This window comes from Streptomyces sp. NPDC021749 (assembly GCF_040640655.1).
In the GTDB taxonomy this organism is placed as follows: domain Bacteria; phylum Actinomycetota; class Actinomycetes; order Streptomycetales; family Streptomycetaceae; genus Streptomyces.
Window position 1 is genome coordinate 81,647 of the sequence record NZ_JBFACE010000001.1, and the last position, 24,705, is coordinate 106,351.

24 protein-coding genes and 1 pseudogene are annotated in these 24,705 nt (G+C 71.7%); 9 read left to right on the forward strand and 16 right to left on the reverse strand.

The genetic code is table 11. The features are described 5' to 3' along the window. Positions 1-13: 13 nt before the first annotated feature. Entirely contained in the window at positions 14-1,555 is a 1,542-nt protein-coding gene (locus AB0G35_RS00410; protein ID WP_360941284.1) for a hypothetical protein, read from the reverse strand. Positions 1,556-1,796: 241 nt separating this feature from the next. Here AB0G35_RS00410 and AB0G35_RS00415 point away from each other — a divergent pair, with 241 nt between their 5' ends. The 3 genes from AB0G35_RS00415 to dapA all read left to right on the forward strand — a co-directional run bounded on the left by AB0G35_RS00415 (position 1,797) and on the right by dapA (position 5,082). After that, positions 1,797-3,635 carry an endonuclease/exonuclease/phosphatase family protein gene (locus tag AB0G35_RS00415; RefSeq protein ID WP_360941287.1) on the forward strand — a complete coding sequence of 613 codons (1,839 nt, stop codon included), beginning with the start codon at positions 1,797-1,799 and terminating at the stop codon, positions 3,633-3,635. A gap of 135 nt (positions 3,636-3,770) precedes the next feature. Then, the gene (locus tag AB0G35_RS00420) at positions 3,771-3,920 is read left to right on the forward strand and encodes a hypothetical protein (RefSeq protein ID WP_199812430.1); all 150 of its coding nucleotides are present in this window, start codon (positions 3,771-3,773) and stop codon (positions 3,918-3,920) included. 214 nt (positions 3,921-4,134) lie between these two features. Next, positions 4,135-5,082: a 4-hydroxy-tetrahydrodipicolinate synthase gene (gene dapA / locus AB0G35_RS00425; RefSeq protein WP_360941291.1), complete on the forward strand. Its 948-nt coding sequence runs from the start codon at positions 4,135-4,137 to the stop codon at positions 5,080-5,082. Here the strand turns inward: dapA and AB0G35_RS00430 are convergent. The 4 genes and pseudogenes from AB0G35_RS00430 to AB0G35_RS00445 all read right to left on the reverse strand — a co-directional run bounded on the left by AB0G35_RS00430 (position 4,985) and on the right by AB0G35_RS00445 (position 7,897). Next, the gene (locus tag AB0G35_RS00430; RefSeq protein WP_360941294.1) at positions 4,985-5,908 is read right to left on the reverse strand and encodes an EI24 domain-containing protein; all 924 of its coding nucleotides are present in this window, start codon (positions 5,906-5,908) and stop codon (positions 4,985-4,987) included. The genes dapA and AB0G35_RS00430 overlap by 98 nt on opposite strands. A gap of 138 nt (positions 5,909-6,046) precedes the next feature. Then, entirely contained in the window at positions 6,047-7,054 is a 1,008-nt protein-coding gene (gene dapD, locus AB0G35_RS00435) for a 2,3,4,5-tetrahydropyridine-2,6-dicarboxylate N-succinyltransferase (protein ID WP_360941297.1), read from the reverse strand. A gap of 147 nt (positions 7,055-7,201) precedes the next feature. Then, positions 7,202-7,315: pseudogene (locus AB0G35_RS00440) on the reverse strand (QacE family quaternary ammonium compound efflux SMR transporter); the annotation flags it as partial. Positions 7,316-7,432: 117 nt separating this feature from the next. Then, the gene (locus AB0G35_RS00445; protein ID WP_360941300.1) at positions 7,433-7,897 is read right to left on the reverse strand and encodes an SgcJ/EcaC family oxidoreductase; all 465 of its coding nucleotides are present in this window, start codon (positions 7,895-7,897) and stop codon (positions 7,433-7,435) included. Positions 7,898-8,040: 143 nt separating this feature from the next. Between AB0G35_RS00445 and AB0G35_RS00450 the strand changes: the two genes are divergently transcribed. After that, the gene (locus AB0G35_RS00450; protein WP_360941303.1) at positions 8,041-8,514 is read left to right on the forward strand and encodes a MarR family transcriptional regulator; all 474 of its coding nucleotides are present in this window, start codon (positions 8,041-8,043) and stop codon (positions 8,512-8,514) included. 109 nt (positions 8,515-8,623) lie between these two features. Here the strand turns inward: AB0G35_RS00450 and AB0G35_RS00455 are convergent, their stop codons facing one another. From AB0G35_RS00455 to AB0G35_RS00490, 8 genes are all read right to left on the reverse strand, one after another. Then, positions 8,624-8,959: a metal-sulfur cluster assembly factor gene (locus tag AB0G35_RS00455; protein WP_033270552.1), complete on the reverse strand. Its 336-nt coding sequence runs from the start codon at positions 8,957-8,959 to the stop codon at positions 8,624-8,626. Continuing rightward, positions 8,956-9,414, reverse strand: a complete 459-nt coding sequence (gene sufU / locus AB0G35_RS00460) for a Fe-S cluster assembly sulfur transfer protein SufU (protein ID WP_360941307.1) — start codon at positions 9,412-9,414, stop codon at positions 8,956-8,958. Before sufU ends, AB0G35_RS00455 begins: the two co-directional genes overlap by 4 nt. 37 nt (positions 9,415-9,451) lie before the next feature. Next, the gene (locus AB0G35_RS00465; protein ID WP_360941310.1) at positions 9,452-10,708 is read right to left on the reverse strand and encodes a cysteine desulfurase; all 1,257 of its coding nucleotides are present in this window, start codon (positions 10,706-10,708) and stop codon (positions 9,452-9,454) included. Beyond that, entirely contained in the window at positions 10,705-11,469 is a 765-nt protein-coding gene (gene sufC, locus AB0G35_RS00470; RefSeq protein WP_360941312.1) for a Fe-S cluster assembly ATPase SufC, read from the reverse strand. Before sufC ends, AB0G35_RS00465 begins: the two co-directional genes overlap by 4 nt. A 7-nt stretch (positions 11,470-11,476) precedes the next feature. Then, a complete protein-coding gene (locus AB0G35_RS00475; RefSeq protein ID WP_030411902.1) occupies positions 11,477-11,794 on the reverse strand; it encodes a non-heme iron oxygenase ferredoxin subunit in 318 nt (105 codons plus the stop codon). Continuing rightward, positions 11,791-12,975 (reverse strand): Fe-S cluster assembly protein SufD, encoded by a 1,185-nt coding sequence (sufD, locus tag AB0G35_RS00480; protein WP_360941314.1) that lies wholly within the window; start codon positions 12,973-12,975, stop codon positions 11,791-11,793. Before sufD ends, AB0G35_RS00475 begins: the two co-directional genes overlap by 4 nt. A gap of 63 nt (positions 12,976-13,038) precedes the next feature. Continuing rightward, positions 13,039-14,460 carry a Fe-S cluster assembly protein SufB gene (gene sufB, locus AB0G35_RS00485; protein ID WP_360941316.1) on the reverse strand — a complete coding sequence of 474 codons (1,422 nt, stop codon included), beginning with the start codon at positions 14,458-14,460 and terminating at the stop codon, positions 13,039-13,041. Beyond that, the gene (locus AB0G35_RS00490; protein WP_360941318.1) at positions 14,457-15,320 is read right to left on the reverse strand and encodes an ArsR family transcriptional regulator; all 864 of its coding nucleotides are present in this window, start codon (positions 15,318-15,320) and stop codon (positions 14,457-14,459) included. Before AB0G35_RS00490 ends, sufB begins: the two co-directional genes overlap by 4 nt. Positions 15,321-15,634: 314 nt before the next feature. On the opposite strand from AB0G35_RS00490, the gene AB0G35_RS00495 reads away from it, so the two are divergent. The 3 genes from AB0G35_RS00495 to AB0G35_RS00505 all read left to right on the forward strand — a co-directional run bounded on the left by AB0G35_RS00495 (position 15,635) and on the right by AB0G35_RS00505 (position 18,486). After that, positions 15,635-16,597 carry an ABC transporter ATP-binding protein gene (locus AB0G35_RS00495; protein ID WP_360941320.1) on the forward strand — a complete coding sequence of 321 codons (963 nt, stop codon included), beginning with the start codon at positions 15,635-15,637 and terminating at the stop codon, positions 16,595-16,597. Further along, a complete protein-coding gene (locus AB0G35_RS00500) occupies positions 16,594-17,388 on the forward strand; it encodes an ABC transporter permease (RefSeq protein ID WP_360941323.1) in 795 nt (264 codons plus the stop codon). The genes AB0G35_RS00495 and AB0G35_RS00500 overlap by 4 nt, the downstream gene beginning before the upstream one ends. 87 nt (positions 17,389-17,475) lie before the next feature. Next, a complete protein-coding gene (locus AB0G35_RS00505; RefSeq protein WP_360941326.1) occupies positions 17,476-18,486 on the forward strand; it encodes a COX15/CtaA family protein in 1,011 nt (336 codons plus the stop codon). Here the strand turns inward: AB0G35_RS00505 and AB0G35_RS00510 are convergent. From AB0G35_RS00510 to AB0G35_RS00520, 3 genes are all read right to left on the reverse strand, one after another. Next, positions 18,459-19,523: an amidohydrolase gene (locus tag AB0G35_RS00510; protein ID WP_360941329.1), complete on the reverse strand. Its 1,065-nt coding sequence runs from the start codon at positions 19,521-19,523 to the stop codon at positions 18,459-18,461. The two genes, AB0G35_RS00505 and AB0G35_RS00510, sit on opposite strands and share 28 nt — an antisense overlap. Positions 19,524-19,654: 131 nt before the next feature. Continuing rightward, positions 19,655-20,035 carry a hypothetical protein gene (locus AB0G35_RS00515; protein ID WP_360941332.1) on the reverse strand — a complete coding sequence of 127 codons (381 nt, stop codon included), beginning with the start codon at positions 20,033-20,035 and terminating at the stop codon, positions 19,655-19,657. A 15-nt stretch (positions 20,036-20,050) separates the two neighbouring features. Further along, positions 20,051-21,022 (reverse strand): heme o synthase, encoded by a 972-nt coding sequence (locus AB0G35_RS00520; protein ID WP_360941335.1) that lies wholly within the window; start codon positions 21,020-21,022, stop codon positions 20,051-20,053. A 439-nt stretch (positions 21,023-21,461) separates the two neighbouring features. Here AB0G35_RS00520 and tkt point away from each other — a divergent pair, with 439 nt between their 5' ends. Together tkt and tal are read left to right on the forward strand one after the other, a co-directional pair. Beyond that, a complete protein-coding gene (gene tkt / locus AB0G35_RS00525; protein WP_360941337.1) occupies positions 21,462-23,549 on the forward strand; it encodes a transketolase in 2,088 nt (695 codons plus the stop codon). 34 nt (positions 23,550-23,583) lie between these two features. Beyond that, positions 23,584-24,702, forward strand: a complete 1,119-nt coding sequence (tal, locus tag AB0G35_RS00530; RefSeq protein WP_360941340.1) for a transaldolase — start codon at positions 23,584-23,586, stop codon at positions 24,700-24,702. The last annotated feature ends 3 nt before the right edge of the window (positions 24,703-24,705 follow it).

Genomic DNA, 24,705 nt, shown 5'->3' on the forward strand with positions numbered 1-24,705 from the left:
CTGCCGGGACCGCTCAGTGCGACTGCCGGGAGCGCGCCTTGAACGCGGCCTTGCGGGCCTCCTTGGCGGCCTTCTTGTCCGGGTGCAGCCGGCCCATGGCCTCCAGGACGTCGGCGGTGGCCGGGTGGTCCACCCGCCAGGCGGCGTCGAAGAAGCCGCTGTGCTGCTCGGTCAGGCCCTGGACGAGGTCGCGCAGCTCCGCCTCGGCTCCTTCGTCCGCGCTGCCCAGCTGGGCGGCGATGGTGTCGATCGTCAGCCAGAAGATCATGTCCTGGGACGGCTCGGGGATGCCGGGCAGTCCGCGCTCGGCCAGCCAGACCCGGGCCAGGCCGCCCAGCTGCCGGTCGTCGAGGACCTCGCGCAGCGCGGCCTCGGCGTCCGGGGCGACCAGCGAGAGGGTCTGCTGGGCGGCGAGCCGGCGGCGCGGGGCGCCCTCGTCGTCGCCGCGGGCGGCGCCGAGCAGCTCGCGGGCGGCGTCCAGCGGGCCGCGGGCGGCGAGCCACTGCTCGGACTCGGCCTGGGCGTGCGACTCGGGGTAGTCGGGCAGCGCTTCGAGGAGGACGTCGGCGCCCTTGCCGGTGAGGTCGCCGACCGCCGGGGCGTGCGCGCCCGCGTCCAGCAGCCGGGCGCGCACCGCGTAGACGCCCAGCGGGGTGAGCCGGACCAGGCCGTAGCGGGAGATGTCCTCGTCGGTGAGCGGTTCGGCCATGGGGGTCCCCCCTGGACCGGAGCCCGTCGAAGGCCCTTGGGGGAGGACGGTCTCGCCCTCCCCGTCCAGTTCCTCGATCAGGGCCTCGTCGACCGGCCGGTACGCGACCAGGCCGATCGGCTCCAGGACCCGGAACTGGTCGTCCAGGCGCATCATCGCCTCGGAGACCTCTTCGAGGACCTCGTCGGTGGGCTCGTCCATGTCGTCCGGGACGATCATGGACGCGGCCAGCGCGGGCAGCGGGATGCTCTGGTCCGGGCCCTCGGCCAGGGCCGTGAGCAGGTAGAGGTTGCCGAGGATGCCGTCGAGCAGCTCGGCCTCCTCCTCCGGGTTCCAGTCGAGGGCGTCCAGGTCCAGCTCACCGCCCTCGGCGAGCTGGTCGGCGAGATCGGCGAGGTCGGGGGCGGCCGCGTCGGCGAGCACGGTCTCCATGCCGGACAGCCAGATGTCGAGGACGTCCTGGGGGCTGCCGGAGGTGAGCAGGGCGAGCTCCTCGCCGGGGGTGGCGGTGCCGACCGCGGCGTCGGCGGGCCCGGCCCCGTCCCCGGCCGTCGTGTCGGCCTCCGGGGTCTCCTCGATCTCGACCAGGCCGGTGTCCACCGCGAGCTGCCATGCCTCGGCGGTGCAGGCGGGGCCGTCCTCGTCGGCGGACAGCCCGAGGTGCTCGGTGGCGGCGGCCAGCGCGTCGTCGAGGATCTCCCCGCCGGCCCCCACCGGGACGCCCCGCTCGGCCCAGCGGGCGAGCCGGGCGGCCCGGGCCATCAGGGGGGCGCTGAGCGCGTCCCGGGCCAGTTCCGCTTCGGAGAGCAGCCGCACCGGCGGCAGGGTGGGGCGGTCTGCGGACATCGGGTGCTCAGCTCCTCGGAACGGACTGCGGCTGGGGGGCCTCCCAGCGGTGGCTGGGGGAGGGCGCCGCCCCAGGGTAGACGGAATTCTCCGTATCTCGGGCGGTTCACCCCCGCGCCGCCCGCCACTCACCGGCAGAGCCTTGACAACTCCCTTGCCCGCACAAGAGATTGACGCGCGTAGCGTGACGCCGTTCCGGCTCCGCACACACTTCCACCCCCCTCTTCCCTCGGAGGCATGCATGCCGTCCCGTCGTCCGCTCCGCAGACCAGCCGCCCTCGGCGCGGTGGCCGCGGCCGCCCTCGCCGGCGGACTGCTGACCGCCACCCAGTCCGCCTCGGCGGCCGGCACCCGGATCCACGACATCCAGGGCAGCACCCGAATATCCCCGCTGGCCGGGAAGCAGGTCAGCGACGTGCCCGGCACGGTCACCGCCGTCCGGGCCTTCGGCTCCTCGCGCGGCTTCTGGGTGCAGGACCCGCACCCGGACGACGACCCGGCCACCAGCGAGGCGGTCTTCGTCTTCACCGGCAAGGAGACCCCCAAGGTCTCGGTCGGGGACGCGATCACGTTCTCCGGCACGGTCAGCGAGTACTACCCCGGCGGCAAGGACGCCGGCCTGCAGTCCGTCACCGAGATCACCAAGGCGACCTGGCAGACCGGCTCCTCGGGCAACGGGCTGCCGGCCGCGTTCACCCTCAACTCCGCCTCGGTGCCGAATCGTTACGCCCCCGAGGCGGGCGGCAAGAGCATCGAGTCGCTGAAGCTGCGCCCCGGCAGCTACGCGCTGGACCGCTACGAGTCGCTGGAGGGCATGCGGGTCGCGGTCGGCGGCGCCCGGGTCGTCGGCCCGACGAACAAGTACCACGAGCTGTGGGTGACCGCCGAGCCGGGCCACCACCGCACACCGCGCGGCGGCACCCTCTACCGCTCGTACGCGGACCCCAACGGCGGCCGGGTGAAGGTGGGTTCGCTGATCCCCTTCTCCGAGCGGCCGTTCCCGGTCGCCGACGTCGGCCAGACGCTGGCGGGCACCACCGCCGGTCCGCTGGACTACGACAACTTCGGCGGCTACACCCTCCAGGCCACCGAGCTGGGCAAGCTCACCGGGCGCGGCCCGAAGCCGGAGACCACCCGCAAGCAGAAGTCCGGCGAGCTGGCGGTGGCCACGTACAACGTCGAGAACCTCGCACCGGACAACCCGCAGGCGAAGTTCGACCGGCTGGCCGAGGCGCTGGTGCACAACCTGGCGGCCCCGGACGTCGTGGCCCTGGAGGAGGTCCAGGACGACAGCGGCGCCAAGGACGACGGCACGGTCGGCGCCGGCAGCACCCTCAAGAAGCTCACCGACGCGATCAAGGCGGCCGGCGGTCCGGCGTACGAGTGGCGGCAGATCGACCCGGTCAACGACCAGGACGGCGGCCAGCCGGGCGGCAACATCCGGGTGGCGTTCCTGTTCAACCCGGAGCGGGTGTCGTTCACGGACGTCAAGGGCGGCGACGCCACGACCCCGGTCAAGGTGGTCGATGACCACGGCCGGGCCGCGCTGTCCGCCTCCCCCGGCCGGATCGCCCCGGCCGACGAGGCGTGGAAGACCAGCCGGAAGCCGCTGGCCGGGCAGTTCTCGCTCAAGAGCCGCCCGGGCAGCCGGATCTTCGTGATCGCCAACCACTTCAACTCCAAGGGCGGCGACCAGGGCCTGGACAGCCGTTTCCAGCCACCGGTCCGCTCCTCGGAGACCCAGCGCACCGCCCAGGCCAAGCTGGTGAACGCGTTCGTGAAGGACCTGCTGGCCAAGGACCCCAAGGCGGACGTGGTGGTGGCCGGTGACCTCAACGACTACCAGTTCTCGCCGGCCCTGAAGAACCTCACCGCCGGTGGCGTCCTCACGGACCTGGTGAACGGGCTGCCGGCCGCGGAGCGCTACGGCTACGTCTACAGCGGCAACTCGCAGGTGCTCGACCACATGCTCACCAGCCGCCACCTGACCAGGCCGGACTACGACATCGTGCACCTCAACGCCGAGTACGCCGACCAGGCCAGCGACCACGATCCGCAGGTGCTGCGGATCGCTCCGTGAGGTCCTGACTCCCGCCGTCCCGTCACCCCGCGTGACCTGTTCGTCACTCGTTCGGCCCACGTCCGGGCGCCAACCGCGGCCGGGGGTGCGGTACTGGCAACGTAAGAAACATTCGGCGAGACATAGGGAGTCATCATGCCGAAGGCGCAGAACCGTAAGTCGGGCAACAAGGACCGTGCCGCGGAGCGGCGCGCCGACCAGCGGAAGCCGAAGTCGTCGGAGGAGTCCGCGTCCGAGCGGACCCAGGACCTGAAGCGTTCGCGGAATGGCCTGACTGACGCGTGATGGGCCTCAGCAGCCCGGCGGCCGTCGCACCGAGAGGTGCGGCGGCCGCCCCGCGTTTGCGGGTGCCGGCCGCACCGCCAGCCGGCACGGGCCCGCGGGAGCCCTCACGCCCCCGGCCGCACACCATCAAGCCCTCAACTACATGCCATCGCTTAAGAGTTCTGAAACGACAACTAAGTGGACGTGAAAGATGATGGGCCCTCACACTTCCGGCATGGACCACCCCACCACCCCCTTCGGCCGCACCGCGGTCGCCATGATCACCCCGTTCACCGCCGACGGGGAGCTGGATCCGGACGGCGCGCAGCGGCTCGCCACCCGGCTCGTCGACGAGGGCGGCTGCGACGCCCTGGTCCTCAGCGGCACCACCGGCGAGTCCCCCACCACCTCGGACGCCGAGAAGGAGACCCTGCTGCGGGCCGTCGCCGAGGCGGTCGGCGACCGGGCGTGGCTCACCGCCGGGGTCGGCACCAGCGACACCCGGCACACCGTCGAGCTGGCCCGCAGCGCCGAACGGGCCGGCGCGCACGGCCTGTTGGTGGTCACGCCGTACTACTCGCGGCCCCCGCAGGAAGCCGTCGCGCACCATCTGCGCTCGGTCGCCGACGCCACCGGGCTGCCGGTGATGCTCTACGACATCCCCGGCCGCACCGGCACCGCGCTGACCGCGGACACCCTGCTGCGGCTGGCCGGCCACCCGCGGATCCTGGCGGTCAAGGACTGCGGCTACGACCTGCTCAAGTCGGCGAAGGTACTGGCCGCGACGGACCTCGCGTACTACGCGGGCTGCGACGAGCAGATCCTGCCGCTGCGCGCGCTGGGCGCCGCCGGCTGCGTCAGCACCGCCGGCAATGTGGCGCCACGGGCGGTGCGGGCGGTCCTCGACGCCTACGACGCCGGCGACACCGCCGGCGCGGCCCGCCGCCAGCTCGCGCTGATCCCGCTGATCGAGGCGGTGACCGGGTCCGGGACGCCCGGCACGGTCGCCGTGAAGGCGCTGCTGACGCACCTCGGACTGCCGGCCGGGCCGGTCCGCGGGCCGCTGCTGGACCCGGACGCCGCGCTCACCAGCCGGCTGGCGGACGCCCTGCGGACGGCCCTGGACCGGACTGCGGACGCGGCGGCCACGGAGCGTGCGGTGCCGGCGGGGGTACCGGGCTAGCGGGCAGCGGGCCGGCACCGGCCGGGGCGGCGACGTCGCCCCGGCCCGCGGTCCCGTCCGCACCCCCGGAGGTTGCCCCGTCCCCGTCCCCGTCCGGCAGCAGGTCCCGTACCAGCAGCGTGGCGCCGGCCACCGCGCCCGGCATGAGGACGACCGCGAGGAACGGGATCAGGAAGAGCAGCACCAGCGGGGTGCCGAAGCCGACCGCCAGCGCCTTCCGGCCGCGCAGCAGCCGCAGCCGCTCGCGCACCGGGACGTCCCGGCGCTGCATCGCCACCGCGGTCAGTTCGACCGTGAGGAAGAAGCCGGAGACGCAGAAGCCGATCACGGGCACCACGGTCTGGCCGAGGAACGGCACGAAGCCGAGGACGAACAGCAGGACGCCGAAGCCGGCCGCGCGCAGCAGCACATGGACGCTGTCCCGCAGCGCGAGCGCGATCTCCCGCCACAGCGGCCGGTCCGGGCCGGGCGGGCAGTACCCCTCGCTCTCCTCGACCTGCTCCGAGAGCGACTCGTAGAACGGGTCGCCGATCAGCAGGGTGACCGCCGTGAAGGTCAGCACGGACAGGGTCAGCCCGCCGGCCAGCAGCAGTGCCACGAACAGCCCGCGCAGCAGCCCCTGCCAGGGCGAGCCCCAGTCGTCGGCGAACGGCGTCGCCCAGGCGGCGAGGTCGCCGGACCAGATCGCCAGCGCGGTGAGCACCCCGGCGTAGAGCACCAGCGCGATCAGCGCCGGGATCAGCCCGAACCCCCACCACCGGCCGTGCCGGGCAACCCAGCGCTGACCCTCGCCCAGATACCGCATCCCCGCTACAAGATCACGCATGGCCCACAGCCTAGAGGGTGCCCGGCGGGGACGTGGACGCCGGCGGTCACCACGCGAAGGGCGGCCCGGCAGAGAGGTTCCGCCGGGCCGCCCTTGGCTTCACCGAGGGTGCGCCACCGCCCCGTCGGGGCGGGACCGTCAGTTGTGGCTGTGCAGGATCTCGTTCAGGCCGCCCCAGGTCGCCTTGTTCGGGCGGGCCTCGACGGCGCCGGTGGTGGAGTTGCGGCGGAAGAGGATGTTGTCCGCGCCGGACAGCTCCAGGGCCTTGACGATCTGGCCGTCGGGCAGGGTGACCCGGGTGCCCGCGGTGACGTACAGACCGGCCTCGACGACGCACTCGTCGCCCAGGGCGATGCCGATGCCGGACTCGGCGCCGAGCAGGCAGCGTTCGCCGATCGAGATGATCTGCTTGCCGCCGCCGGAGAGGGTGCCCATCGTGGAGGCGCCGCCGCCGATGTCGGAGCCGTCACCGATGACCACGCCGGCGCTGATCCGGCCCTCGATCATGGAGGTGCCGAGCGTACCGGCGTTGAAGTTGACGAAGCCCTCGTGCATCACGGTGGTGCCGGCGGCCAGGTGGGCGCCCAGGCGGACCCGGTCGGCGTCGGCGATCCGCACCCCGGCGGGCGCGACGTAATCGGTCATCCGCGGGAACTTGTCGACGCTGGTGACCGCGAGGTGCAGCCCCTCGGCGCGGGCGTTGAGCCGCACCGTCTCCAGCCGGTCGACCGGCACCGGGCCCAGCGAGGTCCAGGCCACGTTCGCCAGCGCGCCGAAGATGCCGTCGAGGTTCTGCCCGTGCGGCTTGACCAGGCGGTGGCTGAGCAGGTGCAGACGCAGGTAGGCGTCGTGCGCGTCCAGCGGCTTGTCGTCGAGCGAGGCGATGACCGTGCGGACGGCCACGACCTCGACCTCGCGGACCGGGTCGGGGCCGATCGCCTTGAGGACGGCCTGGCCCAGCAGTTCGGTGGCGCGCTCGTCGTCCAGGCGCTCGGTGCCGGCCGGGCCGGGGCCCTCGGCGGTCACGTCCACCAGCCGGGGGGCCGGGAACCAGGTGTCGAGAACGGTGCCGTCGGAGGTGACGGTGGCGAGGCCGGCGGCGACGGCGCCGGTGGTGCGGGGAGCGGAGGTAGCAGCATCGGTCATGCGGGAAACCTAACCGGAGGGCGCCCGCCGAGGCGAACCGGTCTCAGTGCTCGGGCCCGGCCCGTACGGTCGCACCACCCTCTTCGTACGGCCGCACGAGGCCGCCGCCGGCCGGGGCGACGTCTCCGTCGGTGCGCCCCGTCGCCGTCAGTGCGCCCCGTCCAGGTTCAGCACCACGACGCCGGCGATCACCAGCAGCACCCCGAGGATCTTCGGCGCCCCCGCGCCCTCCCCCAGGAACACCATGCCGATGGCCGCGATCACGCGGTCCCGACCCCGGGACAGGATCGCGCCGGCGAGCGTCACATAGGCCATGCGGACGACCGTACCGAGCGCGGGGACGCGGATCAGCGGGCCGGCCGGCCTCCGGTCGCCCGGTCAGCCGGCCTTCGGCGCCCACCGGGCCAGGGCGGCGCTGAGCGCCTCCGTGCGGGGCCGGCGGCGGGTGTTGTGGAAGGCCCGGATCCGCCAGTCGCCGTCCGGCTCGCGGACCAGGACGTAGGTCTGCACGGAGAGCGCGCGGCGGCCGGGCCGGGTGCGGCGGCCCTTGAGGACGGCGCCGCGGGCGTGGACCAGTGCCACGTCCGGGGTGAGGAACACCAGGCCGGTGATCTCGGCCCAGAGGCGGGAGCCCGCGAGGACGCCGGCGAACAGCCCCCGGTGCCCCTCGACGACCCCCTCACGGCCGGTGAGCCGGCCGCCGTAGAAGGTGATGTAGTCGGCGTCCTCGGTGAACGAGCGGCCGTAGGCGTCGGCGTCGCCCCAGGCGAGACGGTGCGCCGCGAAGCGCTCGCGTACGGCGGCCGCCGCGTCCTGGGTGGCTCCTGCCGGTGCTGCGGTCATGACTCCCCCTGCGAAGAAGAACGGCTGCAGTTATTTGCATGCGCGCATGCAATATATGCAGGCATGCAAGGATGTGGCAAGGGGTCCGCCCGTAGGGGATCCGCCCCCAGCGAGTCACGGTTTCCGCCCGGAAGGTGAGCGAGATGTCCGACCAGCAGCGCGACGCCCTGCTGCAGCAGCACGCCGACGACTACCGCGCCTACGTCACGGCCACCGTGCTGCACGGCCAGGCCGCCGCGGAGGTGCTCGGCCAGCACCCCACCGACCTCTACGCGCTGCACACCCTGGAGCTCGCCGGGCCGCTCACCACCGGCGCCCTCGCCGAGCGCATCGGGCTCTCCCAGAGCGCCACCACCCGGCTCGTCGACCGTCTCGTACGGGCCGGCCGGGCCCGCCGGGCCGCCGACCCCGAGGACCGGCGGCGGGTGGTCGTCGAGCCGCTGCCGCTGCCGCACGAGGAGGACGAGGCGGCCTTCGGGCCGGCCCGCCGGCGGATGGCCGAGGTCTTCGGGTCCTTCACCGAGGACGAACTGCGCGTCCTCTTCCGCTACTTCGCCGCGGCCGCGCCGGCGCTGCGGGCCGCCACCGCGGAGACCAAGGGCCTGCCCGGGGACTGACCGCACGGGCACGAGAACGCGTCACGGCCGTGCCCGCCAGCGGTGACTGGCGGGCACGGCCGTGAAGTCTTGGCAGGCCCGCGGGGTGCGGGGCCCGGCCGGACGTCGATCAGACGTTGAAGCCCAGCGCGCGGAGCTGCTCGCGGCCGTCGTCGGTGATCTTGTCCGGGCCCCACGGGGGCATCCAGACCCAGTTGATCTTCAGCTCGTTGACGATCCCGTCCGTGGCGGACTTCGCCTGGTCCTCGATGACGTCGGTCAGCGGGCAGGCCGCGGAGGTCAGCGTCATGTCGATGGTGGCGATGTTGGCGTCGTCGATGTGGATGCCGTAGATCAGGCCGAGGTTGACGACGTCGATGCCCAGCTCGGGGTCGACGACGTCGTACAGCGCCTCGCGGACCTCTTCCTCGGAGGCCGGCTTGGTGGTGGTCGGGGTGTCGGTCATGCGGTCTTCGCCTCCTCGGAGAGGGCCTTGGCCGTGGCGTCCTTCCAGGCCATCCAGCTCAGCAGGGCGCACTTCACGCGCGCCGGGTACTTGGAGACACCGGCGAACGCCACCGCGTCCTCCAGCACCTCCTCCATGGCGTCGTCCGGCTCCACCTGGCCCTTGGACTGCATCAGCTCCAGGAACATCTCCTGGATCTTCTGCGCCTCACCGAGCTCCTTGCCGACCAGGAGGTCATTGAGCACCGACGCACTGGCCTGGCTGATGGAGCAGCCCTGGCCCTCGTAGGACACATCATCGATCGTCGTGCCGTCGAGCCGGACCCGCAGCGTGATCTCGTCGCCGCAGGTCGGGTTGACGTGGTGCACCTCGGCGTCGCCGTCCCGAAGACCGCGCCCATGGGGGTGCTTGTAGTGGTCCAGGATGACGTCCTGGTACATGGAATCCAGCTTCACGGCTCAGTCAGTCCTCGTCCTCATCCGCTGTGCGTGGTCATCCGAAAAAGTTCCGCACGTGCTCCAGGCCCTCGACCAGGGCATCGACCTCGGCCGGCGTGGAGTACAGATAGAACGACGCTCGCGTGGTCGCGGGAATTCCGTAGCGCAGGCAGACCGGCCGTGCGCAGTGGTGGCCCACCCGGACCGCGATCCCCTGCTCGTCGAGGACCTGGCCCACGTCGTGCGGATGGATGTCGCCGAGCGTGAAGGAGATCGTCGCCCCGCGGTCCTCGGCCGAGCTCGGGCCGATGATCCGCAGGTCGGGGACCTCCAGCAGCCGCTTGACGGCGTACTCGGTGATCACGTGCTCATGGGCGGCGATCTTGTCCATGCCGATCGAGGTGAGGTAGTCCACGGCCGCGCCGAGGCCGACGGCCTGGGCGATCGGAGGCGTACCGGCCTCGAACTTGTGCGGTGCCGGCGCGTAGGTCGAGGAGTGCATGGACACCGTCTCGATCATTTCGCCGCCGCCCAGGAACGGGGGCAGGTCCTCCAGCAGCTCCTGGCGGCCCCACAGGACGCCGATGCCGGTCGGGCCGCACATCTTGTGGCCGGTGAAGGCCACGAAGTCGGCCTGCAGCGCCTGCACGTCCAGCACCATGTGCGGGGCGGCCTGCGAGGCGTCGATGCAGACCAGCGCGCCGACCTCCTGGGCCCGCCGGATGATCGTCTCGACCGGGTTGAAGGTGCCCATGAGGTTGGAGACCAGCGTGAACGAGACGATCTTCGTCCGCTCGGTGATGACCTCTTCGATGTTCGAAAGGTCCAGGCGGCCGTCGTCGGTCAGGCCGAACCACTTCAGCTGCGCACCCGTGCGCTGCGACAGCAGCTGCCACGGGACGATGTTGGAGTGGTGCTCCATCTCCGTGATGACGATCTCGGTCTCACGGTCCACCCGGTAGGGCTCGTCGGCCCAGCCGAGCATGTTCGCCACGAGGTTGAGCGACTCCGAGGCGTTCTTGGTGAAGATCACCTCGTCGCGGCTCGGCGCGTTGATGAAGGCGGCGACCTTGTCGCGGGCGCCTTCGTACAGCGCCGTGGCCTCCTCGGCGAGCACATGCACGCCGCGGTGGACGTTGGCGTTGTGGCGTTCGTAGTAGGCGTTCAGGGCGTCGAGGACCTGGCGCGGCTTCTGCGAGGTCGCCGCGTTGTCCAGGTACACGATCTTCCGGCCGTCGTGGACCTGGCGGTCCAGGAGGGGGAAGTCCTTACGGATCGCCTCTGTGTCGAGGAGGCCCGGCAGCTGTGTCACGCGGTCGTACCACCCTTCACGTATGCCTCGTAGCCCTCGGCCTCCAGCTTGTCCGCCAGCTCCGGGCCGCCGGACTCGGCGATCCGGCCGTTGGCGAAGACGTGGACGTGGTCGGGCTTGATGTAGCGCAGGATGCGCGTGTAGTGGGTGATCAGCAGGGTGCCGACCTGGCCGGTCTCGCGGACGCGGTTGACGCCCTCGGAGACGATGCGCAGCGCGTCGACGTCCAGACCGGAGTCGGTCTCGTCGAGGATCGCGATGGCCGGCTTGAGCAGCTCCAGCTGGAGGATCTCGTGGCGCTTCTTCTCACCGCCGGAGAAGCCCTCGTTGACGTTCCGCTCCGCGAAGGAGGGGTCCATCTGGAGGCGCTCCATGGCCTCCTTGACCTCCTTGACCCACAGCCGCAGCTTGGGGGCCTCACCGCGGATCGCGGTGGCGGAGGTGCGCAGGAAGTTGGAGACCGAGACGCCGGGGACCTCGACCGGGTACTGCATGGCGAGGAAGACGCCGGCGCGGGCGCGCTCGTCGACGGACATCGCAAGGACGTCCTCGCCGTCGAGGGTGACGGTGCCGCCGGTGATGGTGTACTTCGGGTGGCCCGCGAGGGAGTAGGCGAGGGTCGACTTGCCGGAGCCGTTGGGGCCCATGATGGCGTGCGTCTCGCCCTGCTTCACGGTCAGGTCGACGCCCTTCAGGATCTCGCGCTGGCCGTTCTCGGCCTCGACGGAGACGTGCAGGTCGTGGATCTCAAGCGTTGCCATGGGTGACTCAGGACTCCTGGGTGACGGAGACGAGCACGTCGTCCCCTTCGATCTTTACGGGGTATACGGGGACGGGGCGCGTCGCGGGGAGGCCGGACGGCTTGCCGGTGCGCAGGTCGAAGCTCGAACCGTGCAGCCAGCACTCGATCGAGCAGTCCTCGACCTCGCCCTCGGAGAGGGAGACGTTCGCGTGCGAGCAGATGTCGTTGATCGCGAACACCTCGCCCTCGGTGCGGACCAGGGAGATGGGCGTGCCGTCGATCTCCACCCGCTTCGGGGTGTCCTCCTCCAGCTCGCTCAGTGCCGCTGCGCGTACGTAGCTCATACCGCGGACGCTTCCAGCTCGGCCTCGATCTTGCTCATGAGGCGCTCCTCGACGTCCGGCAGACCGATCTGCTGGACCAGCTCGGCGAAGAAGCCGCGGACGACCAGCCGGCGGGCCTCGTCGGCGGGGATGCCGCGGGCCATCAGGTAGAAGAGCTGCTCGTCGTCGAAGCGGCCGGTCGCCGAGGCGTGGCCGGCGCCGACGATCTCGCCGGTCTCGATCTCCAGGTTGGGCACCGAGTCGACCCGCGCGCCGTCGGTGAGGACGAGGTTACGGTTGAGCTCGTAGGTGTCCGTGCCGGTCGCCGAGGCGCGGATGAGGACGTCGCCGATCCAGACGGCGTGTGCGTCCTCGCCCTGCAGCGCGCCCTTGTAGGTCACGTGCGAGCGGCAGTTGGACGCCTCGTGGTCGACGAACAGGCGGTGCTCGTGGTGCTGGCCCCGCTCGGTGAAGTACAGGCCGTAGAACTCGGCCTCGCCGCCGGGGCCGGCGTACGTGACGCGCGGGTGCAGGCGGACCAGGTCGCCGCCGAAGGTGACGACCACGGACTTGAAGGTGGCGTCCCGGCCGACCAGGGCGTTGTGCTGGCCGGTGTGGACGGCCGACTCGTCCCAGTCCTGGACGGAGACGACGGTCAGCTTGGCGCCGTCACCGAGGAGGTAGTCGACGTTGGCGGCGAGCACCGCGTCGCCGGTGTGGTCGATGACCACGACCGCCTCGGCGAACGCACCGAGCTCGATGACCTGGTGGCCGAAGGCGGTGCCGCCCTCGCCGTGCACCGAGATCCGGATCGGCTCGCTGAGCACGGTCTCCTTGGGGACCGTGACCACCGAGGCCTTCTCGAACGAGCTGTACGCCTGGGCGGCGACCCGGTCGACGGGCTTGCCGGCCTTGCCGACCCGCGGGTCGGCGCGGTCGACCAGCTCGTGCGTGACGCCCTCGGGCGCGGTGATGTCGATCTTCAGGTCCGGACCGCCGGCCTCGGCGGAGCCGTCGTGCAGGCCCTTCAGGCGCGTGAGGGGCGTGAACCGCCACTCCTCCTCGCGGCCGTGCGGCACCGGGAAGTCCGCCACGTCGTAGGACGGCGGGGCGCTCATCCGTGTGGCGACGGTGGACTCCGCGGCCACCGCGATGGAGCCGGTGGTCGTGGAACCCGCCGGGATGTTCTGAGCCTCAGCCATGGCTGTCGTAGTGCTCGCTTTCTGCGTCAAGAAGTGTGCTGCGGGCGGGGACGGGCGGCCGGGTCAGCCGACCGCACCCTCCATCTGCAGCTCGATCAGCCGGTTCAGCTCCAGCGCGTACTCCATCGGCAGCTCACGGGCGATCGGCTCGACGAAGCCGCGCACGATCATCGCCATGGCCTCGTCCTCCGACAGACCGCGGGCCATCAGGTAGAACAGCTGGTCCTCGCTGACCTTGGAGACGGTCGCCTCGTGGCCCATGGAGACGTCGTCCTCGCGGACGTCGACGTAGGGGTAGGTGTCCGACCGGGAGATGGTGTCCACCAGCAGGGCGTCGCACAGCACGTTGGACTTGGAGCCCGCGGCGCCCTCGCCGATCTCGACCAGACCGCGGTAGGAGGTCCGGCCGCCACCGCGCGCCACCGACTTGGAGACGATGTTGGACGAGGTGTTCGGCGCCATGTGCACCATCTTGGAACCGGCGTCCTGGTGCTGGCCCTCGCCGGCGAAGGCGATGGACAGGGTCTCGCCCTTGGCGTGCTCGCCCATGAGGTAGACCGCCGGGTACTTCATCGTCACCTTGGAGCCGAGGTTGCCGTCGACCCACTCCATGGTCGCGCCCTCGTAGGCGACGGCGCGCTTGGTGACCAGGTTGTAGACGTTGTTCGACCAGTTCTGGATGGTCGTGTAGCGGCAGCGGCCGCCCTTCTTGACGATGATCTCGACCACCGCGGAGTGCAGCGAGTCCGACTTGTAGATCGGCGCGGTGCAGCCCTCGACGTAGTGGACGTAGGCGTCCTCGTCGACGATGATCAGCGTCCGCTCGAACTGGCCCATGTTCTCGGTGTTGATCCGGAAGTAGGCCTGCAGCGGGATGTCGACGTGGACACCCTTGGGGACGTAGATGAACGAGCCGCCGGACCACACCGCGGTGTTCAGCGACGCGAACTTGTTGTCACCGACCGGGATGACCGTGCCGAAGTACTCCTGGAACAGCTCCGGGTGCTCCTTGAGCGCCGTGTCGGTGTCCAGGAAGATGACGCCCTGCGCCTCCAGGTCCTCGCGGATCTGGTGGTAGACGACCTCGGACTCGTACTGCGCGGCGACACCGGCGACCAGGCGCTGCTTCTCCGCCTCCGGGATGCCGAGCTTGTCGTAGGTGTTCTTGATGTCCTCGGGCAGGTCCTCCCAGGAGGCGGCCTGCTGCTCGGTGGAGCGGACGAAGTACTTGATGTTGTCGAAGTCGATGCCCGACAGGTCCGAGCCCCACTGCGGCATCGGCTTCTTGTCGAACAGCTTCAGCCCCTTCAGGCGGAGCTTGAGCATCCACTCCGGCTCGTTCTTCTTCGCCGAGATGTCGCGGACGACCTCCTCGGAGAGACCGCGCTTCGCCGAAGCGCCGGCCGTGTCGGAGTCGGCCCAGCCGTATTCGTACTTGCCCAGACCCTCGAGTTCGGGGTGAGCAGTCTCCGTGGGGAGCGTCATGCGGGGTTCCTCCCGGCCGTGCTTGCAGATGATGTCGTGGTCTTGTGGGGGCGCTCACCGGTGCGGTGAGCTGCCTTGCCGGCGCCGGCCTTCGGGACGAAGGTCGTGCACACCCCGTCGCCGTGGGCGATGGTGGCAAGGCGCTGTACGTGGGTCCCGAGCAATCGGGAGAAGACCTCGGTCTCCGCCTCGCACAGCTGCGGGTACTGCTCGGCGACGTGGGCGACCGGGCAGTGGTGCTGGCAGAGCTGTTCACCGAGCTGGGGGTTGGGGGCGCTGCGCGCCGTAGCAGCGTACCCGTCCGCGGTCAACGCCCTCGCCAGGGCCTGGGTGCGGGCCTCCGGCTCGGCGCTGTCGACCGCCTCGCGGTAGGCCTCGGCCTGGGCGGCCAGCCGGGCCCGGGCGAACGCGGCGACCGCCGCCTCGCCCTTCTCGCCGCCGCCCGCACTCTGCGCGATCCAGCGCAGCGCGTCGGAGGCGAGCTGGTCGTAGGCCTGGTCGAAGGCGTCCCGCCCGCAGTCGGTGAGGGCGAAGGCCTTGGCCGGACGGCCGCGGCCGCGGCTGCCGTAGACCCGCTGCTCGCGGGGCTCGACGACGCCCTCGGCGACCAGCGCGTCCAGGTGCCGGCGGACGGCGGCCTGGGTCAGCTCCAGCCGGAGGGCGAGCTCGGCGGCGGTGGACGGACCGTGGTCGAGGATGGAACGGGCGACCCGGTTGCGGGTCCCCTGCTGTTCGTCGTGTGACACGGGGGCGGTCTGCGGGGCCGGCGTCGTCCGGGCGTCCCCTCCGGGCGCGGAGGCGGCCGGCCCGGCGGTCTTGCCGACCCCGGGCTCTCGCTGATCCTCGCTCGCGTATTTCACAACGCCATTGTTGCGTAATTCGTCAAAGCGATTCAAGCGCGGTCCGGATCGCGGGATGGTGGCCTCTATCACTTAGGTTCACCTCATTTCAACCCCGCCCCTTGCCCCCCGATCCCGCCGCCGACCTGCAAGGACGCGCCATGATCCGGGGGCACCGCCGGAGGCGCCGGCAAAGGGCGCGGACGGTCGTCCCGCACTGGGCCGAACCGGCGACGCCCGGCCTTCCGGGGGACCGGACGGCAGCCACTCCCCCGCCGGCCGCCGCCGAAGCCCCCACTGACGGCGGGGCGGCCGCTCTTCGTAGACTGCGCGGCATGCGCAGCACCTCCCCGGGGAGCACTCCCCGGCCCCCCGGACGGGCGCCGGCCGTCGAGGTCACCGGCCTGGTCAAGCGGTACGGAACGAAGACCGCGGTGGACGGGCTCGACCTGACCGTCGCCCACGGCACGGTGACCGCCGTGCTCGGCCCCAACGGCGCCGGCAAGACCACCACCGTCGAGACCTGCGAGGGCTACCGCCGCCCGGACGCCGGCACGGTCCGCGTCCTGGGCCTGGACCCGGTCGCCGACGCCGCCGCGCTGCGCCCCCGGATCGGCGTGATGCTGCAGTCCGGCGGCGTCTACGCGGGCGCCCGCGCCGAGGAGATGCTGCGGCACACCGCCACCCTGCACGCCCATCCGCTCGACGTCGGCATGCTCATCGACCGGCTGGGCCTGGGCTCGTGCGGCCGGACGCCCTACCGGCGGCTCTCCGGCGGCCAGCAGCAGCGGCTGGCGCTGGCCATGGCCGTGGTCGGCCGCCCGGAACTGGTCTTCCTCGACGAGCCGACCGCCGGCCTCGACCCGCAGGCCCGGCACGCCACCTGGGACCTCGTACGGGAACTCCGCACCGACGGCGTGAGCTGCGTGCTCACCACCCACTTCATGGACGAGGCCGAACAGCTCGCCGACGACGTCGCGATCATCGACGGCGGCCGGGTGATCGCCCAGGGCAGCCCCGACGAGCTGTGCCGCGGCGGCGCCGAGAACAGCCTGCGCTTCACCGGCCGGCCCGGCCTCGACCTCGCCTCCCTCCTCAAGGCGCTGCCCGCGGACAGCTCCGCCTCGGAGCCCGCCTCCGGCATCTACCGCGTCCACGGCAAGATCGACCCGCAGTTGCTGGCCACGGTCGCCTCGTGGTGCGCACAGAACGGCGTGATGCCGGACGCGATAGCCGTCGAGCGGCACACCCTTGAGGACGTCTTCCTGGAGCTCACGGGTAAGGAGCTGCGCGCATGACCGCCACCGAGGCCGGTACCGCCACCGGAACGGGCGCCTTCGCCCCGCGGCCCGGCGCCGCACCCCTGCCCCGGATGATCCGCGCCCAGGCGGCCCTGGAGACCCGGATGCTGCTGCGCAACGGCGAGCAGCTGCTGCTCACCGTGATCATCCCGACGCTGCTGCTGGTGCTCTTCTCCGCCGTCGACATCGTCGACACCGGGGCGGGCAGGACGGTGGACTTCCTGGCGCCAGGCATCCTCGCGCTGGCCGTGATGTCCACCGCGTTCACCGGCCAGGCCATCGCCACCGGCTTCGAGCGCCGCTACGGCGTCCTCAAGCGGCTCGCCGTCTCGCCGCTGCCGCGCTGGGGCCTGATGACCGCCAAGACCTGTGCGGTGCTGGTCACCGAGGTCCTGCAGATCGTGCTGCTGACGGCGGTGGCGCTCGTGCTGGGCTGGTCCCCGCACGGCAACCCGCTCACCGTGCTGCTGCTCCTGTTGCTCGGTACGGCCGCGTTCTCGGGGCTGGGGCTGCTGATGGCCGGGACCCTGAAGGCCGAGGCGACGCTGGCCGCGGCCAACCTCGTCTTCCTGCTGCTCCTGGTCGGCGGCGGGGTGATCGTCCCGCTCGCCAAGTTCCCGGAGGCCGCCCAGGCCGTGCTGCACCTGCTGCCGATCTCGGCGCTCTCGGACGGGCTGCGCGAGGTGCTCGGGCACGGCGCCGCGGTGCCGTGGTCCGACCTGGGCGTCCTCGCCGGGTGGGCGGTGCTGGGGCTGGGCGCCGCGGCGAAGTTCTTCCGCTGGGAGTAGCGGCGAGCCGGGGCACCTTCCCCGGAACGCGGCTCCCCCGGCACCCCTCGTGAAAGTTTGCACAAGGCCCGGCCTACGATGGCTCCCGTGCCGAATTCGCTGAATCCCCTTGAGCTGATCGCCCGCCGCTGGCAGCCGTCCGCGGCCTTCGTGCGGCGGGCCGCGCTGGCGACCGTCGTGATGGCCGTGATCATCGTCGTGACCGGCGGCGCGGTCCGGCTCACGCAGTCCGGACTGGGCTGCTCGACCTGGCCGAAGTGCACGCCGGAGAGCCTCACGCCGACCCACGCGATGGGCATCAACGGCCTCATCGAGTTCGGCAACCGCATGCTGACGTACGTGCTGTGCGCGTTCGTCGGGCTGTTCATCATCGCCGCCCGCGCCCGGCACCCCCGGCGCCGCTCGCTCACCCGCCTCGGCTGGGCCCAGTTCTGGATCGTGATGGGCAACGCGGTCTGGGGCGGCATCGTGGTCCTGACCGGCCTGAACCCCTACCTCGTCGCCGCGCACTTCCTGCTGTCCACGACCCTGCTCACGGTCGCCGTGCTGAGCTGGAAGCGGTCCTGCGAGGGCGACGAGGAGCCGCGGGACGTGGTCGCCCGCCCCGTCCGGCAGCTGGCCTGGCTGCTGGTGGTGGTCACCGGCGCGCTGACCGTCATCGGCACGGTCGTCACCGGCGCCGGCCCGCACGCCGGCGATGCGCACAAGGTCCACCGCATCCCGCTGAACTGGCAGGAGATCACCCAGCTCCACGTCGACTTCGTCTACATCGTGGTCGGCCTGAGCGTGGCCCTGTGGTTCGCGCTGCGCGCCGTCACGGCACCGGCCGCCGCCCGCCGGACCGTGCTGGAGCTGTTCGCCTGCCTCGCGCTGCAGGGCGTCATCGGCTACGTCCAGTACTTCCTGGGCCTGCCCGAGATCGTCATCGGGCTGCACATGCTGGGGTCGACGCTGGTGTGGATCGCCGTGCTGCGGGTGGCGCTGTCGCTCCGCGACCGCGGGCCGCTGCTGGAGGACGACCCCGGGGACGGCGACCGGCCGGCCGCCGCGGACGAGGAGCCCGCGGAGCCTCAGGTGGCCTCCGCGTCGAGCCGGTAGACCCGGCGGGCCGTCCCGGACCCGACCATCTCGGTGATCCGCCGCCCGTCCTCCGCCCCGCACAGCCCCTCGGCGGTCCACTCCCGTACGAGGCGGTCCACGGCGCGCAGGAAGGACCGGGCGCCGGTCACGTACAGCTCGGGCAGGCCGCGGGCGCCGGAGGAGAACAGCAGCTTGCCGAACGGCGCGTGCGGCAGGGTCTCCTCGGGGCAGGGCCCGGTGTCGGCGTACACATGGGCGTGCGCGGCGGCGAGCTGGGCGGCCCGCCGGTGGTGCGGGGCCGCGGGCAGCAGGACCAGGTCCGCGCCGATCCCGGTGGTGGCCCGCAGGAACCCGGCCAGCGGCTGCGGGTCGGGGCAGTGCAGCTGTACGGGCAGCCCGGTGGCGACCGCGCTCCACAGCAGGTGCCGTACGAGGGCCGGTTCGGCGAGCCGGTCGCCGGGGCGGCGGGCACGCAGCCAGCGGTCCGCGGCACGCCGCACCTCACCGGCCTCGGGGGCGTGTCCGTCGCAGTAGGTGGCGCCGGAGGCGAAGGCGGTGGCGTGCTGGGCCGCCGCGTAGAGGGCCTCGGCGGTGTAGCCGATGAAGGAGTCGACGCTGCCGGAGGTGTCGGCGACCTGTTCGGCGAGCGGTTCGAGCCGTACGACCTCGTGGGCGCGGGCCTCGGCGGCGGTGGCGATCTCGGCGGCCGAGGTGAGTTCGCTGGGGGTGCCGGCCTCCAGCAGGAAGGTGCCGATGCCGGAGCCGCGGAGCAGCATCCGGCCGGCCGTATAGGCGCCCACCTCGCGTCTGCGGGCCAGATAGCGGGCCGGCGGACAGTGCGGCTCCAGGCCGAGCAGCGGGGGGCACCAGCGGCGTATCGCGAGGCCGGTGAAGCTGTCGAAGTAGCTCGTACCGGCGGGGGCCGGGCCGTGGGCGCCGACCGCGGCGGCCAGATGGGTCTCGAAGGAGCCGAGGCCGAGTTCGCCGTGCACGGCGCCGTGGCTGTACTGATCGATGAGCGGTGGCTGATCCGCCAGCAAGGGAAGGCCGTCCATCCGCTCCTCCGCGCCGAGAGCCCGCCGGGCGTGGCCGGAGCGCCGCGCCCGGTGGACTTAACGGACGAGGGGGTGGTGAGGTAGCGGGCTCCGCTTCCGGCGCGCGCCCCGGCGCGCCGCCACCACCGCCGTCAGGCGTTGGCCGGGCCGCCCAGCTGCAGGCCCGCCATCCGCGACCACTCGTAGCGGCCGGTGCGGACCTTGGCGGCCAGGTCGCCGTCGAAGTCGTCGTGGAGGGTGAGGCCGGCCCGGGCCGCGGCGTCCTTGGCCTCGTCGTACGTACGGGCGACGAGGTTGCCCCACTCGCCGTTGGCCCCGACGAGGGCGATCCGGACGCTGCCGCGGGCGATGTGCGCGAGCTGGCCCTCGGCGCTGCCGCCGTGGGAGTCGGCGAAGGCGCGGATCTGCCGGGCGAGCCGCGCCGCGCGCTTGCCGGCCCGCTTCTCGTCCTTGGTGGCGGTCGCCGCGCCGACCGCCGTCTCCGCCTGCTGGGTGTCTGCCATGGACAGCATGCTACCCATCGGTAATCACCGAAGGAAGGGATCCACGGCGACGGCGACGAACAGCAGCGACACATAGGTGATGGACCAGTGGAACAGCCGCATCTCCTTGAGCTTCGGCCCGGTGATCCCGGCCTTGGCACGGGACTGCAGGGCGTGCGCCTCCTTCAGCCAGAACGCGCCGCAGGCCAGCGCGACCGCGGTGTAGAACCAGCCGGTGTAGCCCAGCGGCTGCAGCAGCAGCGAGACCAGGACCATCACCCAGCTGTAGGCGACGATCTGCCGCGCCACGGCCTTGTTGCCGGCGATCACCGGCAGCATCGGCACGCCGACCCGCTCGTAGTCGTCCTTGGCCTTCATCGACAGCGGCCAGTAGTGCGGCGGCGTCCAGAAGAAGATGACGAGGAAGAGGACCAGCGCGGCCCAGGAGACCGAGTTGGTCACCGCGGACCAGCCGATGAAGACCGGCATGCAGCCCGCGATGCCGCCCCAGACGATGTTCTGCGAGGTGCGGCGCTTGAGGATCATCGTGTAGACGACGACGTAGAAAAGCAGCGCCCCGAGCGACAGCATCGCCGACAGCGGGTTGACGAAGAACCAGAACAGGGCGGTGGAGCCGACCGCGAGGGCGGTCGCGAAGACCAGGCACTCGCGCGGCGAGACCATGCCGGTGACCAGGGGCCGCTGGGAGGTGCGGTCCATCAGGGCGTCGATGTCCCGGTCGATGTACATGTTGTAGGCGGCCGCACCGCCGGCGGAGAGGTAACCGCCGACGCAGGTCGCCAGCACCAGCCACAGGTCGGGGACGCCGCCCGCCGCCAGGAACATCACCGGGATCGTCGTCATCAGCAGGAGCTCGATGACCCGCGGCTTGGTCAGCGCCACGAACGCCTTCACTCGGGCCCCGAACGGGCGGTGACCCGGACCCCCCGGGCTCTCGGAGAGCACCCCCGCAGGACGGGATTCGACGGCCGTCACGCACACCCCTGGAAGTAACATCCGCGGCTCCCGCCGCGGATGGAGATAAGGCTCGCAAGCCCTTACGACCCCGTGAACCGGGTAAAAGCTTGCGCGTACCACGCCACTTTAGACGTTGGCCATACGGCGATCTTCGCGGGGGTGGGGTCGTGTTGGGGCCCGAGCGGCGGGGTGGAGGCGGCAGCTTTCCCCGGGCGTTCACCCGTTGTTCGGGAGGCGGGCGGGACCGTCGCCCGGCAGTCTGGTCGTATGGCCGTGGCCGCCGGGCCGGGAATGCCCGATCCGGCACGTCGGTTGCCCGAAGCGACGAACCCCCCGTGACGGCCACGCTGCGACTGAGCACCGAAAACACCGAATGAGCGTCGAAAAGACGCCCGCACTTGCGGGGGTAGGCTCGACACCGCCTGGCGGACATACCCGTCCGTGGCATTCGACATGTGGAGAGGAGCCCTGACTCAGGGTGAGCACCAAGCCGACCACCACAGAATTCGAGTGGACCGAACTGGACCAGCGGGCGGTGGACACCGTCCGGGTCCTGGCCATGGACTCCGTGCAGAAGGTCGGTAACGGCCATCCGGGTACGGCCATGAGCCTGGCTCCCGCCGCCTATGTGCTGTTCCAGAAGCTCATGCGGCACGACCCCGCGGACGCCGACTGGACCGGCCGTGACCGGTTCGTCCTCTCCGCCGGCCACTCCAGCCTGACCCTCTACATCCAGCTCTACCTGGCCGGCTACGGCCTGGAGCTGGACGACCTCAAGGCCTTCCGCACCTGGGGCTCGAAGACCCCCGGCCACCCGGAGTACGGCCACACCACCGGCGTGGAGACCACCACCGGCCCGCTGGGCCAGGGCGTCGCCAACGCGGTGGGCATGGCGATGGCGGCCCGCTACGAGCGCGGCCTGTTCGACCCGGACGCGGCCCAGGGCTCCTCACCGTTCGACCACTACATCTACGCGATCGCCGGCGACGGCTGCCTCCAGGAAGGCATCTCCGCCGAGGCGTCCTCGCTGGCCGGCCACCAGAAGCTCGGCAACCTCATCATGCTGTGGGACGACAACCACATCTCGATCGAGGGTGACACCGAGACCGCCATCTCCGAAGACACCATGAAGCGGTACGAGGCCTACGGCTGGCACGTACAGCGCGTGGAGCCCAAGGAGAACGGCGACCTCGACCCCGAGGGGCTGTTCCGCGCCATCGAGGCCGCGAAGGCGGTGACCGACAGGCCGTCGTTCATCGCGATGCGCTCGATCATCGCCTGGCCGGCCCCCAACGCCCAGAACACCGAGGCCGCGCACGGCTCGGCGCTGGGCGAGGAGGAGGTCGCGGCCACCAAGCGCGTCCTGGGCTTCGACCCGGAGAAGCACTTCGAGGTCACCGACGAGGTGCTCGCCCACACCCGCGGCGCCCTCGACCGCGGCCGGGACGCCAAGAAGGAGTGGGAGAAGTCGTTCGCCGCCTGGCGCACCGCCAACGCGGAGCGCGCCGCGGAGTTCGACCGGATCGCCGCCACCGAACTGCCCGAGGGCTGGGAGGACCACCTCCCCGTCTTCGAGACCGGCAAGCCGGTCGCCACCCGCGCCGCGTCCGGCAAGGTGCTGCACGCGCTGGGTGCGGTCATCCCCGAGCTGTGGGGCGGCTCCGCCGACCTCGCGGGCTCCAACAACACCACGATCGACAAGACGTCGTCGTTCCTCCCCGAGGGCAACCCGCTGCCCGAGGCCGACCCGTACGGCCGCACGATCCACTTCGGCATCCGCGAGCACTCCATGGCCGCGGAGATGAACGGCATCGCGCTGCACGGCAACACCCGCATCTACGGCGGCACCTTCCTGGTGTTCTCCGACTACATGCGCAACGCCGTCCGCCTGTCGGCCCTGATGCACCTGCCGGTGACGTACGTGTGGACGCACGACTCCATCGGCCTGGGCGAGGACGGCCCGACCCACCAGCCGGTCGAGCACCTGGCCTCGCTGCGCGCCATCCCGGGCCTGAACATCGTGCGCCCGGCCGACGCCAACGAGACCGCCCTCGCCTGGCGCGAGATCCTCAAGCGCTACACCAAGAAGTTCGGCGTCGGCGCCCCGCACGGCCTCGCGCTGACCCGCCAGGGCGTCCCGACGTACCCGGCGAACGAGGGCACCGCCAAGGGCGGTTACGTGCTCTTCGAGGCCGACGGCGGTGAGCCGCAGGTCGTGCTGATCGGCACCGGCTCCGAGGTGCAGCTCGCCGTCGAGGCGCGCGAGCAGCTGCAGGCCGCGGGCATCCCGACCCGCGTGGTGTCGATGCCCTCGGTCGAGTGGTTCGAGGAGCAGGACCAGGCCTACCGCGACAGCGTGCTGCCGCCGTCGGTCAAGGCGCGGGTCGCCGTCGAGGCGGGCATCGGCCTGACCTGGCACCGCTTCGTGGGTGACGCCGGGCGCATCGTGTCGCTGGAGCACTTCGGCGCCTCGGCCGACGGCAAGGTCCTCTTCCGCGAGTTCGGCTTCACCGCCGACGCGGTCGCCGCCGCCGCCCGGGAATCGCTCGAAGCCGCCGCGCGCTGACGCACGTATACGACGAGTAGGAGATGCAGAACCCATGACAGACGCACTCAAGCGCCTCTCGGACGAAGGCGTCGCGATCTGGCTGGACGACCTGTCGCGCAAGCGCATCACGTCCGGCAATCTCGCCGAGCTGATCGACCAGCAGCACGTCGTCGGCGTCACCACCAACCCCTCGATCTTCCAGAAGGCGATCTCCGCCGGCGACGGCTACCAGCAGCAGGTCGCCGACCTCGCCGCCCGTAAGGTCACCGTCGACGAAGCCATCCGCATGATCACGACGGCGGACGTCCGGGACGCCGCCGACGTCCTGCGGCCGGTCTTCGACGCCACCGGCGGCCAGGACGGCCGGGTCTCCATCGAGGTCGACCCGCGCCTGGCCCACAACACCGCGGCGACCATCGCCGAGGCCAAGCAGCTGGCGTGGCTGGTGGACCGCCCGAACACGCTGATCAAGATCCCGGCCACCAAGGCGGGCCTGCCGGCAATCACCGAGGTCATCGGCCTGGGCATCAGCGTCAACGTCACGCTGATCTTCTCGCTGGAGCGCTACCGCGAGGTCATGGACGCCTACCTCGCGGGTCTGGAGAAGGCCAAGGCCGCGGGCCTGGACCTGTCCCTGATCCGTTCGGTGGCCTCGTTCTTCGTGTCCCGCGTGGACACCGAGATCGACAAGCGTCTGGACAAGAACGGCACCGACGAGGCCAAGGCCCTCAAGGGCAAGGCCGCGCTGGCCAACGCCCGGCTGGCCTACCAGGCGTACGAGGAGGTCTTCTCCTCCGAGCGCTGGGCCGCCCTGGACAAGGCCGGCGCCAACCGGCAGCGTCCGCTGTGGGCCTCGACCGGCGTGAAGGACCCGGCCTACAAGGACACCCTGTACGTGGACGAGCTGGTCGCCCCGGGCACGGTCAACACCATGCCGGAGGCCACCCTGGAGGCCACCGCGGCCCGCGGCGAGATCACCGGCAACACCATCGCCGGCACCTACGCGGCGGCCCAGGCCGACCTCGACGCGATCGGCGCGCTCGGGATCTCGTACGACGACGTCGTGCAGCTCCTGGAGGACGAGGGCGTGGAGAAGTTCGAGGCCGCCTGGAACGACCTGCTCAAGTCGACCGAGGCGGAGCTCAAGCGCCTCGCTCCCTCGGAGGGCTGATCC

Coding starts and splice junctions, on each gene's coding strand:
- AB0G35_RS00410 (WP_360941284.1), bottom strand. CDS start 1,555: ATGTCCGCAGACCGCCCCACCCTGCCGCCGGTGCGGCTGCTCTCCGAA.
- AB0G35_RS00445 (WP_360941300.1), bottom strand. CDS start 7,897: ATGACCGCAGCACCGGCAGGAGCCACCCAGGACGCGGCGGCCGCCGTA.
- AB0G35_RS00495 (WP_360941320.1), top strand. CDS start 15,635: ATGCGCAGCACCTCCCCGGGGAGCACTCCCCGGCCCCCCGGACGGGCG.
- AB0G35_RS00450 (WP_360941303.1), top strand. CDS start 8,041: ATGTCCGACCAGCAGCGCGACGCCCTGCTGCAGCAGCACGCCGACGAC.
- AB0G35_RS00430 (WP_360941294.1), bottom strand. CDS start 5,908: ATGCGTGATCTTGTAGCGGGGATGCGGTATCTGGGCGAGGGTCAGCGC.
- AB0G35_RS00510 (WP_360941329.1), bottom strand. CDS start 19,523: ATGGACGGCCTTCCCTTGCTGGCGGATCAGCCACCGCTCATCGATCAG.
- AB0G35_RS00515 (WP_360941332.1), bottom strand. CDS start 20,035: ATGCTGTCCATGGCAGACACCCAGCAGGCGGAGACGGCGGTCGGCGCG.
- sufC (WP_360941312.1), bottom strand. CDS start 11,469: ATGGCAACGCTTGAGATCCACGACCTGCACGTCTCCGTCGAGGCCGAG.
- AB0G35_RS00520 (WP_360941335.1), bottom strand. CDS start 21,022: ATGTTACTTCCAGGGGTGTGCGTGACGGCCGTCGAATCCCGTCCTGCG.
- sufB (WP_360941316.1), bottom strand. CDS start 14,460: ATGACGCTCCCCACGGAGACTGCTCACCCCGAACTCGAGGGTCTGGGC.
- AB0G35_RS00455 (WP_033270552.1), bottom strand. CDS start 8,959: ATGACCGACACCCCGACCACCACCAAGCCGGCCTCCGAGGAAGAGGTC.
- AB0G35_RS00500 (WP_360941323.1), top strand. CDS start 16,594: ATGACCGCCACCGAGGCCGGTACCGCCACCGGAACGGGCGCCTTCGCC.
- sufD (WP_360941314.1), bottom strand. CDS start 12,975: ATGGCTGAGGCTCAGAACATCCCGGCGGGTTCCACGACCACCGGCTCC.
- AB0G35_RS00415 (WP_360941287.1), top strand. CDS start 1,797: ATGCCGTCCCGTCGTCCGCTCCGCAGACCAGCCGCCCTCGGCGCGGTG.
- dapA (WP_360941291.1), top strand. CDS start 4,135: ATGGACCACCCCACCACCCCCTTCGGCCGCACCGCGGTCGCCATGATC.
- AB0G35_RS00420 (WP_199812430.1), top strand. CDS start 3,771: ATGCCGAAGGCGCAGAACCGTAAGTCGGGCAACAAGGACCGTGCCGCG.
- tal (WP_360941340.1), top strand. CDS start 23,584: ATGACAGACGCACTCAAGCGCCTCTCGGACGAAGGCGTCGCGATCTGG.
- dapD (WP_360941297.1), bottom strand. CDS start 7,054: ATGACCGATGCTGCTACCTCCGCTCCCCGCACCACCGGCGCCGTCGCC.
- AB0G35_RS00475 (WP_030411902.1), bottom strand. CDS start 11,794: ATGAGCTACGTACGCGCAGCGGCACTGAGCGAGCTGGAGGAGGACACC.